Source organism: Neisseria sp. P0020.S003, from assembly GCF_051957095.1.
GTDB lineage: Bacteria > Pseudomonadota > Gammaproteobacteria > Burkholderiales > Neisseriaceae > Neisseria > Neisseria subflava.
In genome coordinates, this window is the sequence record NZ_JBQCWU010000004.1 from 170,500 (window position 1) to 182,503 (window position 12,004).

The window sequence follows — 12,004 nt, forward strand, 5'->3', positions numbered from 1 at the left end:
CGTTCAGACGGCCTGTTATGGGGAGGGAAGACAAATAAGGCCGTCTGAAAACCAATTATTACGTTTAGTCTATCAACATGGGTTTCAGCGCTTCCCAAGCCTGCGGCAGTTGGGTAAAGCCGTCCGAAGCCATCAAATGGCCGCCTTCGGGGATATGGGTAACAGGGCTTTTAAGTTTGGCCGCCATGTCCAAAGTCAGTTCGGGCGGAACATGGGTGTCATTGTCGGAAACCAGGCAGTGTTTGGGCATATCGATTTTGCGCAGGATGTCGAAATCGGGGGACGCTGCTTTAATGTAGGCATCGAGCGTGGGCAGGGGCGGTAGCATATCGGCAAAACCGGCGGCAAGCAACAGACCGCCGATTTTTTGCGGCTGTTGTCGGCTGAGGAAGTGAAGGAGGGTAATGCAACCGAGGCTGTGGCCGACTAGGAAGGTATGGGCATCGGGCTTGCCGATGTGCTGGTCAAGGGTAAACTGCCACGCAGTCGTGCTTGGTTTGTCGGGATTGGGCATGGCAAGGGAGATTGCTTGTGCGCCGGTACTTTTGATTTGGGTGCAAAGCCAGTCAAACCAGTTGCCGTGCGGATTGCCTTCAAAGCCATGTACGATATAAACGCGTTGATTCATATTTCTCCTCCTTCAGACGGCCTGAGACTTTTGTCTAAATCTCTGCCTGTAAGCGTTCATTATACCATGTTTGTTTATGTTTTATTATTTGTTGCTTTGTAAGGATGATTGATTAAGTTTTTGTTGTTAAATGATATTTGCAAGAATAATAAAGCAAACAACACGGCAGGGGCGGATGGCTTTGCCGTGTTGTTCGGGTTTGAAATATATAGGGGCCGTCTGAAAAAGGGAAAGAATGGTTTGTTTGTTGCAAAGATGTTTTTGTTATATTGCAAGGCCGTGTTTTTCAGACGGCCTTTACGCTTTAACTTATTTTTAACCCGATTTCTCTGACGAAGTGCCTGTCTTGGCGTACACTTTGGTTTTTTATAAATGAGAATGGTTTATGTATCACGGCGAGAGATTTAATGCGTACAGCCATTTGGCCGGTTTCTTGTTGGCAGTGGCAGCCTTGGTGCTGATGCTGGTGAAAGCGGTAGAATCGGCGGACGGCTATCGGATTGCCGGTGCACTGACTTACGGAGTCTGCCTGCTGCTTCTGTATTTGGGCTCAACCTTATACCACAGTATTCCGCAGCCGAAGGCCAAGGCGATTTTGCAAAAGGTCGATCATTGCATGATTTATCTTTTAATTGCAGGCAGCTATACGCCGTTTACGCTGATTACCCTGCAGGGCGGTTGGGGCTGGTCGCTTTTCGGCGTGTCGTGGGGACTGGCTTTGCTGGGCATTGTTCAGGAGCTGACGATTGGGCGCAAAAGCGAGAAACGGCTGCTGTCGATGGTGATTTATGTGTTGATGGGCTGGCTGATTGTGGTGGCGGTATGGCCGCTGATACAGTCGCTTTCGGCCGGCGGGTTGTTTTGGCTGGTGTTGGGCGGCGTATTGTATAGCGCGGGGATTTATTGGTTTATCAACGATACGAAAATACGCCACGGCCACGGTATCTGGCACTTGTTTGTCTTGGCAGGTAGTTTGACGCAATTTATCAGCATTTATTTTTATGTGTTGTAGTTTCAGACGGCCTGAAATAAAAAACCTCTCAGTTTGACTGAGAGGTTTTTGTTTGTCGTTAACCTGGGTTTTTGTCGTGGAATTCGTGGAATTCGTAGTTGTAGGTCAGCTCTTTGCCAGCTTTGGTTTGCGCCAGATAGTCGTCGTAAACCGCACGGATTTCCTTACGCAGCAGGAAGAGGGCGATTAAGTTCGGCAAGACCATAAAGCCGTTGAACATATCGGACATACTCCAAACCAAATCCACTTTGCCCAAGGTACCTAATACGATGGCCACCAAAACCAGTGCGCGGTAAATGCCCAAGTGTTTGCCGCGGAACAGGAAGCGGATATTGGATTCGCCGAAGTAGTACCAGCCGATGATGGTGGTAAAGGCGAAGAAGGTCAGGCAGACGGCAAGCAATTGCGAACCAAAACCCGGGAAGGCTTTGTTAAACGCCAGTTGGGTAACTGCCGCGCCGGTTTCGCCGGACAAGGTGGCGTCGGTCAGCAGGATAATCAGCGCGGTTGCCGTGCAGACCATCAGCGTATCGATAAAAATACCGATAAATGCAGCCATACCTTGTTGTACAGGGTGTTTGACGTTGGCGGTCGCATGAGCGTGTGGGGTCGAACCCATACCGGCTTCATTGGAAAACAGGCCGCGTGCCACACCGAAGCGGACTGCCTCGCGCATACCGATACCGGCCGCACCGCCCAATACCGCTTCAGGATTGAAGGCGGCGACAAAAATATTGTGGAACATCGGAATGATGTGGTCGGAGAATTTGAACAAAATAATCACGGCACACAAGATATAAATCACCGCCATAAACGGCACGACAAATTGCGCGATACCGGCAATGCGGTTGATGCCGCCGATGATAATCAGGCCGGCGAATACCGCCAAAGCAATGCCGACAGCCATCGGAGGAATATCGAAAGCCAAATTTATGGCCGAGGCGATAGAGTTGGATTGGGTCGCGTTACCGATGAAACCCAGCGCGATAATCAAGGCGATGGAGAAAAAGCCGGACAGGAAACGCGCCGCGCCACGGCCGATTTTCGGAGTCAGGCCGTGCGTAATGTAAAACGCAGGGCCGCCGATGTATTTGCCGTGGCTGACCACGCGGTATTTTTGCGCCAAAATGGCTTCTGCAAAAATGGTAGACATGCCCAAAATGGCAGACAACCACATCCAAAAAATGGCACCCGGGCCGCCGGCGGTAATCGCAGTGGCTACGCCGGCAACGTTACCGGTACCGATTTGCGCGGAAATCGCCACGGCAAGCGCTTGAAATTGAGACAGGGATTTGCCTTCGTGGTCTTTGTCTTTTTTGCTGAACAAGCCGCCGAAAACGGATTTGAAACCTGTTCCTAATTTGGTAATTTGCGGTGCGCCCAAGTACAGGGTAAAAAACAGGCCGATGCCGATTAAGGCATAAATCAGCAGGTAGTCCCAAAGAACCAGATTGACTGCACCCACCAGAGCAGACAATATTTCTTCCATAATATAACCTTTAAGAAAAACAAATAAAAAGAAAATGATACGGGCAACTACTCCCGTTCATTTTCGCGGTTGGCAACAAGGGCGAGCAGGCCGTTTTGCCGTTTAATACCGGTTAAGTTGTTAACAATCCTGACCGATTTTGTCATCATACCGTAAACCTTCGTGAATTAAAACGAAAACTGACAAAGGGTTGCCGAAAATGTGCTTCTTTATTTAAAAAAGGTTTCTTTGTTTTCAGACGGCCTATTTTTGCAAATATTCGGGCCGTCTGAATATTTTGGCTAAAGGCAACTTATGATAAAATGCACGCCTTACAAATGAAGCAAATTCCGCCTCAACGCGTGAAAAAACGAAAGGAATCAACATGGCAGGCCATAGTAAGTGGGCAAATATCCAACACAAAAAAGCCCGACAAGATGCCAAACGCGGCAAAATCTTCACCCGTCTGATTAAAGAAATTACCGTTGCTGCCCGTATGGGCGGCGGCGACCCCGGCGCAAATCCGCGCCTGCGCCTGGCTTTGGAAAAAGCCGCTGAAAACAATATGCCTAAAGACAACGTGCAACGTGCCATCGATAAAGGTACGGGCAATCTGGAAGGCGTAGAATACATCGAGTTGCGTTACGAAGGCTACGGCATCGGCGGCGCGGCTTTGATGGTGGACTGCCTGACCGACAACAAAACCCGTACCGTTGCCGATGTGCGCCATGCGTTCACTAAAAACGGCGGTAACTTGGGTACCGACGGTTGCGTAGCGTTCAACTTCGTTCATCAAGGCTATTTGGTGTTTGAACCGGGCGTTGACGAAGATGCGCTGATGGAAGCGGCTTTGGAAGCCGGTGCGGAAGACGTCATCACCAACGACGACGGTTCCATCGAAGTGATTACCGCGCCAAACGATTGGGCTGGTGTGAAATCGGCTTTGGAGGCGGCAGGTTATAAATCTGTTGACGGCGACGTTACCATGCGCGCCCAAAACGAAACCGAGTTAAGCGGCGAAGATGCGGTTAAGATGCAAAAACTGATTGACGCATTGGAAGATTTGGACGACGTACAAGACGTTTATACTTCTGCCGTGTTAAATCTGGACTAAGAGTTTAAAGAACAAAAGGCCGAGACCTTTGCAAAATTCCCCAAAATCCCCTAAAGTCCCACCAAGACATTTAGGGGATTTCTCATGAGTACCTTCTTCCGGCAAACCGCACAAGCCATGATCGCCAAACACATCGACCGCTTCCCACTATTGAAGTTGGATCAGGTGATTGATTGGCAGCCGATCGAACAATACCTGAATCGTCAAAGAACCCGTTACCTTAGAGACCACCGCGGCCGTCCCGCCTATCCCCTGCTATCCATGTTCAAAGCCGTCCTGCTCGGACAATGGCACAGCCTCTCCGATCCCGAACTCGAACACAGCCTCATCACCCGCATCGATTTCAACCTGTTTTGCCGTTTTGACGAACTGAGCATCCCCGATTACAGCACCTTATGCCGCTACCGCAACCGGCGGCGCAAGACGACACCCTGTCCGAACTGCTGGAACTGCTTAACCGCCAACTGACCGAAAAAAAACTAAAAGTAGAGAAGGCATCCGCCGCCGTCATTGATGCCACCATTATTCAGACTGCCGGCAGCAAACAGCGTCAGGCCATAGAAGTCGACGAGGAAGGACAAGTCAGCGGCCAAACCGCACCGAGTAAGGACAAAGATGCCCGTTGGACAAAGAAAAACGGTTTATTCAGACTCGGTTACAAACAACATACCCGTACCGATGCGGAAGGTTGGTTGGAACATGAAGTTACCCGCCTGACCGTATGCGAATACCTCAAACCATTGTTTGCAGACGGCATCGATACGCTGGTGTTGGGCTGCACGCACTTTCCCTTGCTCAAGCCCTTAATCGGTAGGGAGGCGGGTAATGTCGCGTTGGTTGATTCTGCAATTACGACGGCTGAAGAAACAGCACGCGTCCTTGCGCAGGAGGGATTACTCAATACTGACAACAATAATCCCGACTATCGTTTTTATGTCAGCGATATTCCTTTGAAATTCAGAACGATAGGCGAACGTTTTCTGGGTAGGACGATGGAGCAGATTGAAATGGTGTCTTTGGGTTAGGCAAGGTTTGCTCAAACACCCGCATATCCTGAGTAAGGATGTGCGGGTGTTTTTTGTGAAGGTACGTCAGAAAATGTTTGCAAATTACATTTTAAGTTAATAAAATATAAACTATTATCATTTTTAAAAAAGTTGATATGAAAAATTCACTTATTGCCCAAGCAGCCGGTATCCTGCCTGTGCTGCTGCTTTCTGCCTGCGTGGGCGGCGGCAGTTTCGATTTGGACAGCGTGGAAACGAAACAGCGCAACCCGCAGTCCGAAGCACCGAAATACCAAGACGAACAGACTGAAAAACCGGCAAAACCCGGTGAAGCGCAAGCGGCGGAAAACGAACGTCCGGCTTACGGTTTTGCAGCCAAAATCCCGCGTCGCAATGTCCATTTCAACGTGAAGCAGGGGCATCAGCCGCTGTTGGATGTGGATTGGGTGAAATTGGCGGCGGGTGAACCGGATAAGTTTCCCCAAAAGGATGACATTTTTGCGATGGATAAGGGTACGCTGAACGAATCCATCACAACGGGCGACGGCAAAAGCCGCGTGGAAGGATACACGAAATTCAAGTATGTCCGCTCGGGCTATATCTACCGCAACGGTGCCAATAAAATCGATCCCAAAAACAATATCGCCCTTTTCGGTCCGGACGGCTACCTTTTCTACAAAGGCAGCAATCCTTCCCAAGCTCTGCCGACGGGCAAAGCGATTTACAAAGGTACTTGGGATTATGTAACCGATGCCAAGGAAAAACAAAAGTTTCCCCAGTTGGGTAGTCCGCCAGCGGGGGATAGGTACGGGGCTTTGTCTGCCGAGGAAGCGGATGTGTTGCGCAATAAAAGCGAGGCACCGGAAGGTCAGACCAATTTTGGGCTGACCAGCGAGTTTGAGGTGGATTTCGCCGCCAAGACCATGACCGGCGCGCTCTACCGCAATAACCGGATTACCCATAACGAAGCCGAAAATAAAGCCAAACAAATTAAACGTTACGACATTCAGGCTAACCTGCACGGTAACCGCTTCAAAGGTAAGGCGTTGGCTGCAGATAAAGATACTGGGAACGGTCATCCCTTCGTTTCTGATTCTGATAGTCTGGAAGGTGGTTTCTACGGGCCTCAGGGCGATGAGTTGGGCGGCAAGTTTTTGGCAAACGATAAGAAAGTGCTTGCCGTATTCGGCGCGAAACAGAAAGACGGTGCAGAAAAACCATTGGCTGAAACCTTTATGGACGCTTACCGCATCGGTGCGGATTTTGTGAAAAAACAGATAGACAGCTTCGGCAACGTGGCCAAACTGCTGATTGACGGCGTAGAGCTTGCGCTTGTGCCGTCCGAAGGCACTCAGACGGCATTCCAGCATGTATTTGAGAAAGACGGTGTGAAGGTGTCGGTATGCTGCTCCAATTTGGATTACCTGCATTTCGGGGTGTTGGAACACGGCGGTTCGCACGATATGTTCCTGCAGGGCAGCCGTACGCCGGTTTCCGATATGCCTGTAACGGCGGGAGAGGCGGTATATCGCGGTACATGGTCGGGTACTATTGTTAATGGTACGAGCTGGAGTGCCGAACCTTCCAATAAGGAAGGCGGTAACCGGGCGGAGTTTAAAGTTAATTTTGCTGAGAAAACCCTCAACGGTATGCTGACGGCGAAAGACCGCATTGCCCCCGTATTCACCATCACTGCCACGATTCAGGGCAATGGTTTTTCAGGTGTGGCGAAAACCGGTGAAAACGGCTTTGCATTAGATCCGAAAAATACCATCGATCCGAAACGGACGAATATCCGTGCAGATGTGTCCGGCGGCTTCTACGGCAAAAACGCCATTGAGATGGGCGGATCGTTCTCCGGAAATACATTGGAGGGAGAAAGCGGCAAGGCGGCAGTGGTATTCGGTACGAAACGCCAACAGCTTGTCCGGTAAACTGGGCTGCCGGTTGACAGAGGAAAGTTCTTCAGACGGCATATCGGCTTTAAATGCCGTCTGAAGGCAGTAAGTAGAGAAATGATATGAAACAGCAACATTTGTTCCGATTAAATATTTTATGCCTGTCGCTGATGACTGCGCTGCCTGCTTATGCGGATGTTTTACCGTCCGGACAAGTGATGGAAAAGCAGCTCGATACCGTGCAGGTCAATGCGAAAAAACAGAAAACCCGCCGTGATAACGAAGTAACCGGGTTGGGCAAACTAGTCAAATCTTCCGAGACGCTAAGTAAAGAACAGGTTTTGAATATCCGAGACCTGACCCGTTACGATCCGGGTATTGCCGTGGTCGAACAGGGTCGGGGCGCAAGTTCCGGCTATTCAATACGCGGCATGGATAAAAACCGCGTTTCCTTAACGGTAGACGGCGTTTCGCAAATACAGTCCTACACCGCGCAGGCGGCATTGGGTGGGACGAGGACGGCGGGCAGCAGCGGCGCAATCAATGAAATTGAGTATGAAAACGTTAAGGCCGTTGAAATCAGCAAGGGTTCGAATTCATCAGAATACGGAAACGGCGCATTGGCAGGTTCGGTCGCATTTCAAACCAAAACCGCAGCCGACATTATCGGAGAGGGAAAACAGTGGGGCATTCAGAGTAAAACTGCCTATTCTGGAAAAGACCATGCCCTGACACAGTCCCTTGCGCTTGCAGGACGCAGCGGCGGCGCGGAAGCCCTCCTTATTTATACTAAACGGCGGGGGAAGGAAATCCACGCGCATAAAGATGCTGGTAAAGGTGTGCAAAGTTTCAACCGGCTGATGCCGGTCGAGGATACCCATCCGTACGCAAATTTCATTGTCGAAGAGGAATGTTCCAATGGATATGCGGCCTGTAAAGACAATGCGAAAAAAGATGCTTTGGCCAAAGATGAGCGCAAAACCGTCAGCACGCAGGATTATACCGGCCCCAGCCGCTTCCTTGCGGACCCGCTTGAGTATGGCAGCCAATCATGGCTGTTCCGATCGGGTTGGCATTTGGACAACCGCCATTATGTCGGAGCCGTTCTTGAACATACGCAGCAGACCTTTGATACACGGGATATGACTGTTCCTGCCTATTTTACCGAGGCCGACCTGAATGAAAGTGTCCGGAGAAACGGTACGCCGAGCGGCTTTGGCAAATATTCGGGCAATAATAAGGCCGAAAGGCTGTTTGTTCAGGGAGAGAGCGGTACATTGCAGGGTATCGGTTACGGTACCGGCGTGTTTTATGATGAACGCCATACTAAAAACCGGTACGGGGTCGAATATGTTTACCATAATGCTGACAAGGATACCTGGGCCGATTACGCCCGACTTTCTTATGACCGGCAAGGTATAGATTTGGACAACCGTTTGCAGCAGACGCATTGCTCTCACGACGGTTCGGATAAAAATTGCCGTCCCGACGGCAATAAACCGTATTCCTTCTATAAATCTGACCGGATGATTTATGAAGAAAGCCGAAACCTGTTCCAAGCAGTATTTAAAAAGGCATTTGATACGGCCAAAATCCGTCACAATTTGAGTATCAATCTAGGGTACGACCGCTTTAAGTCGCAATTGTCCCACAGCGATTATTATCTGCAAAACGCAGTTCAGGCATATGGATCGAAAACTCCGGAAGGGGCGCAGTCGCCCAATGGAAGCCAAGGCAAACCGTATTGGGTGTCTATCGGCAAGACCACGGTCAATACATCGCCGATATGCCGTTTCGGCAATAACACCTATACAGACTGCACACCGAGGAATATCGGCGGCAACGGTTATTATGCAGCCGTTCAAGACAATGTCCGTTTGGGCAGGTGGGCAGATGTCGGAGCAGGCATACGTTACGATTACCGCAGTACGCATTCGGAAGATAAGAGTGTCTCTACCGGCACTCACCGCAACCTTTCTTGGAACGCAGGCGTAGTCCTCAAGCCTTTCACCTGGATGGATTTGACTTATCGCGCTTCTACGGGCTTCCGTCTGCCGTCGTTTGCCGAAATGTACGGCTGGAGAGCCGGGGAGTCTTTGAAAACGTTGGATCTGAAACCGGAAAAATCCTTTAATAGAGAGGCAGGTATTGTATTTAAAGGGGACTTCGGCAATTTGGAAGCCAGCTATTTCAACAATGCCTATCGCGACCTGATTGCATTCGGTTATGAAACCCGAACTCAAAACGGGCAAACTTCGGCTTCTGGCGACCCCGGATACCGAAATGCTCAAAATGCACGGATAGCCGGTATCAATATTTTGGGTAAAATCGATTGGCACGGTGTATGGGGCAGATTGCCGGACGGGTTGTATTCCACGCTTGCCTATAACCGTATCAAGGTCAAAGATGCCGATATACGCGCCGACAGGACGTTTGTAACTTCATATCTCTTTGATGCCGTCCAACCTTCACGATATGTATTGGGTTTGGGTTACGACCATCCTGACGGAATATGGGGCATCAATACGATGTTTACTTATTCCAAGGCAAAATCTGTTGACGAACTGCTAGGTAGCCAGGCGCTGTTGAACGGTAATGCCAATGCTAAAAAAGCAGCATCACGGCGGACGCGGCCTTGGCATGTTACGGATGTTTTCGGATATTACAATATCAAGAAACACCTGACCCTGCGCGCAGGCGTGTATAACCTCTTCAACTACCGGTATACCACTTGGGAGTCTGTAAGGCAGACTGCCGAAGGAGCGGTCAATAGGCACAATAATGTCGGTAGGTATAACCGCTACGCCGCACCGGGACGAAATTACACCCTGACTTTGGAGATGAAGTTTTAACCTAAGCAACCGTGCATCAAGGCAATAGGAGACCTTTGCAAAATTCCCCGAAATCCCCTAAATTCCCACCAAAACATTTAGGGGATTTCGGGGAATTTTGCAAAGATCTCAGCCGAAAACCTGTGTTTGGGTTTAGGCTGTTGGGGAAAAAGGAATTTTGCAAAGGTCTCGGTCCGGATGCCTGATTAATCAGGTATTCAAGGGGGATTAAGGGAGTATTTGAATAGAATTATTGGATATTTGAAACAAAAACAGCCGAAAATCTTTATTTAGGTTTCGGCTGTTAGAGGAAAGGCTTTTTTGCAAAGGTCTCAGGTGTAGGAAAACGTTGCGTTGTTTACACCACAGGTTGAGAAAAATAATCCTGCAAGACCTCAAACGGCGTATCGCCGTTCAAACTGCGGTGTGGCTTCACAGTGTTATAGAAATTAACAAAGCGGCACAACTCCTTTCGCCGGTGTTCCGGACTGTCAAACAACTGTTTCTCATGCCGCATCTCCATCAGGGTGCGGATAACCCTCTCCGCCTTACCGTTGGTCTGCGGACGGGCAACCCGGGTAAACTTTTGACCAATCCCGTTCTCATAACAGGCTACACCGAAAGCATGGTTGGCCGAGCCTTTGTATTCCGTACCGTTATCAGAGTAAATGCACTCAATCAGGTATGGGCAGGGATCAATCAGGTGTTCGGTCAGAAACTTGGCGGCGTTGTCTGCGGTTTTGTCCGGCAAAATGGCGGCGTATAGCTCCCTTGAGAAATCGTCGATGGCGACAAACAGGTAATCCCGCTTATCGGTGGTTTTCTGCCCTTTGAGCAGCGGCAGCCGTTTGGTATCGAGATGTACCAGCTCTCCGGGGTAGGATTTATTGTAGCGTTTGGCCTGCTTTTTGAGTTTTTCCTGAATGCCGCGTTCTACCTTGGCCAGGCGTTTCATTCCGTACTTTGCCTGTTTGAAACGGTTGTTGGTACTGGTTTGGGGTTTGAGCAGTCTGCCCCTTGCGGCTTTAAGTGCGCGGTAAATGGTGACGCGGCTGACTTGGTAGTGGCGTGCCGGGGAGGTGACGCTTTCCTTCCCCTGCGTGTAGGCCAGCCAAATGGCTTGGTGGTGGTGCGGGGTGAGACGGGTGTTTTTGTGCATGTTCATGTTTCAGTATTCTCCTGGAAATACTGTAAACAACGCTACTGATTTCTACATCAGGCCGTCTGAAATTTCAGACGGCCTTTTTATATCGAAACCAATCAGATTTTTCTGGTTTTCAACCAAGCCCAAAGCAGCAGCAATACGACAAAGCCGAAATACAAAATACTCCACACCGGTAGGGCAACACCGAATAGATAGTCCGGCTCGGCGCAGTTGCCAAAGCCGCGAACGATGGGTTCAAACCAATCGAACAAGGGCCAGTCGCGCAGGCGGAAGGTCCAAGGTGCGCCGCAGGAAGGGGCGGTGCCGGGCGGCAGGCTTTGCAACCAAATTTGATAGGCGGCGACACCGGCGCCGTAAACGGCCGGAGCGGCAATCAACAATGCCGAGAGCGAGCGGGCAAATTTGGAAGATTGAGAACTGAATGCTGTAACAATGGCCAACAGCCCGACACCCAATACGCACAAGCGTTGCAGGATGCACAATACGCACGGGTTCATACCCAAAACGTATTGGGAAATAAAGGAGCCGCAGGCGGCAAATATGGAGAGGACGACTAAAAATAAAACAGTCTTGCGGAAAAAGTTCATAAGATAAAACCTTTCAGACGGCCTGGACGAAAAACAGCCGATCAATAATGTTTACTTTAACACAAAACGTATATGCTTTTTTGGTTTGACGGTTTTTTGCGTATGTTTGTTGATGTTGCGTAACCATAAATATGGAAACAAAAATGTGTTTCATATCGAAAAGGCCGGAACTGGCCCCCAAATCTTGGACACTCATAAAAGCCTATTCAGGCGCTCTGTGTAAGCTGGGTTCTATATGCGACAGGACTCAGCTTTTTCAATTTCAAACTGCAACGCTCCCGGTTGTAGTAATCC

General features: G+C 49.7%; 9 protein-coding genes and 1 pseudogene. 5 read left to right on the top strand and 5 right to left on the bottom strand.

Annotation, left to right across the window (positions count from 1 at the left end):
• Window positions 1–64: 64 nt before the first annotated feature.
• The gene (locus tag ACTHTQ_RS04580) at window positions 65–628 is read right to left on the bottom strand and encodes an RBBP9/YdeN family alpha/beta hydrolase (RefSeq protein WP_440363231.1); all 564 of its coding nucleotides are present in this window, start codon (window positions 626–628) and stop codon (window positions 65–67) included.
• 385 nt (window positions 629–1,013) lie between these two features.
• Between ACTHTQ_RS04580 and trhA the strand changes: the two genes are divergently transcribed.
• Window positions 1,014–1,640 (top strand): PAQR family membrane homeostasis protein TrhA, encoded by a 627-nt coding sequence (gene trhA, locus ACTHTQ_RS04585; RefSeq protein ID WP_049329915.1) that lies wholly within the window; start codon window positions 1,014–1,016, stop codon window positions 1,638–1,640.
• Window positions 1,641–1,698: 58 nt separating this feature from the next.
• Here trhA and ACTHTQ_RS04590 read toward each other — a convergent pair whose 3' ends face one another.
• Window positions 1,699–3,129 carry an alanine/glycine:cation symporter family protein gene (locus ACTHTQ_RS04590; RefSeq protein WP_440363232.1) on the bottom strand — a complete coding sequence of 477 codons (1,431 nt, stop codon included), beginning with the start codon at window positions 3,127–3,129 and terminating at the stop codon, window positions 1,699–1,701.
• A gap of 364 nt (window positions 3,130–3,493) precedes the next feature.
• On the opposite strand from ACTHTQ_RS04590, the gene ACTHTQ_RS04595 reads away from it, so the two are divergent.
• The 4 genes and pseudogenes from ACTHTQ_RS04595 to ACTHTQ_RS04610 all read left to right on the top strand — a co-directional run bounded on the left by ACTHTQ_RS04595 (window position 3,494) and on the right by ACTHTQ_RS04610 (window position 9,979).
• Window positions 3,494–4,222, top strand: coding sequence for a YebC/PmpR family DNA-binding transcriptional regulator (locus ACTHTQ_RS04595; protein WP_049329917.1), 729 nt, complete (start codon window positions 3,494–3,496; stop codon window positions 4,220–4,222).
• Window positions 4,223–4,306: 84 nt separating this feature from the next.
• Window positions 4,307–5,247, top strand: a pseudogene (locus tag ACTHTQ_RS04600) (transposase).
• 137 nt (window positions 5,248–5,384) lie between these two features.
• Window positions 5,385–7,163 carry a transferrin-binding protein-like solute binding protein gene (locus ACTHTQ_RS04605; protein ID WP_440363233.1) on the top strand — a complete coding sequence of 593 codons (1,779 nt, stop codon included), beginning with the start codon at window positions 5,385–5,387 and terminating at the stop codon, window positions 7,161–7,163.
• A gap of 86 nt (window positions 7,164–7,249) precedes the next feature.
• Window positions 7,250–9,979 (top strand): lactoferrin/transferrin family TonB-dependent receptor, encoded by a 2,730-nt coding sequence (locus tag ACTHTQ_RS04610; protein ID WP_440363234.1) that lies wholly within the window; start codon window positions 7,250–7,252, stop codon window positions 9,977–9,979.
• 337 nt (window positions 9,980–10,316) lie between these two features.
• Here the strand turns inward: ACTHTQ_RS04610 and ACTHTQ_RS04615 are convergent, their stop codons facing one another.
• From ACTHTQ_RS04615 to ACTHTQ_RS04625, 3 genes are all read right to left on the bottom strand, one after another.
• Window positions 10,317–11,123 (bottom strand): integrase core domain-containing protein, encoded by an 807-nt coding sequence (locus ACTHTQ_RS04615; RefSeq protein ID WP_440363235.1) that lies wholly within the window; start codon window positions 11,121–11,123, stop codon window positions 10,317–10,319.
• A 95-nt stretch (window positions 11,124–11,218) separates the two neighbouring features.
• Window positions 11,219–11,710, bottom strand: a complete 492-nt coding sequence (locus tag ACTHTQ_RS04620; RefSeq protein ID WP_049351157.1) for a disulfide bond formation protein B — start codon at window positions 11,708–11,710, stop codon at window positions 11,219–11,221.
• Window positions 11,711–11,916: 206 nt separating this feature from the next.
• A partial coding sequence (locus tag ACTHTQ_RS04625) for an IS3 family transposase (protein WP_153063788.1) occupies window positions 11,917–12,004 on the bottom strand: 88 nt, incomplete at its 5' end.

What these genes read in the sequence shown, in the direction of transcription:
- ACTHTQ_RS04595 (WP_049329917.1), top strand. Translation starts at nt 3,494, where the DNA reads ATGGCAGGCCATAGTAAGTGGGCAAATATCCAACACAAAAAAGCCCGA.
- ACTHTQ_RS04610 (WP_440363234.1), top strand. Translation starts at nt 7,250, where the DNA reads ATGAAACAGCAACATTTGTTCCGATTAAATATTTTATGCCTGTCGCTG.
- ACTHTQ_RS04605 (WP_440363233.1), top strand. Translation starts at nt 5,385, where the DNA reads ATGAAAAATTCACTTATTGCCCAAGCAGCCGGTATCCTGCCTGTGCTG.
- ACTHTQ_RS04620 (WP_049351157.1), bottom strand. Translation starts at nt 11,710, where the DNA reads ATGAACTTTTTCCGCAAGACTGTTTTATTTTTAGTCGTCCTCTCCATA.
- trhA (WP_049329915.1), top strand. Translation starts at nt 1,014, where the DNA reads ATGTATCACGGCGAGAGATTTAATGCGTACAGCCATTTGGCCGGTTTC.
- ACTHTQ_RS04580 (WP_440363231.1), bottom strand. Translation starts at nt 628, where the DNA reads ATGAATCAACGCGTTTATATCGTACATGGCTTTGAAGGCAATCCGCAC.
- ACTHTQ_RS04590 (WP_440363232.1), bottom strand. Translation starts at nt 3,129, where the DNA reads ATGGAAGAAATATTGTCTGCTCTGGTGGGTGCAGTCAATCTGGTTCTT.
- ACTHTQ_RS04615 (WP_440363235.1), bottom strand. Translation starts at nt 11,123, where the DNA reads ATGAACATGCACAAAAACACCCGTCTCACCCCGCACCACCACCAAGCC.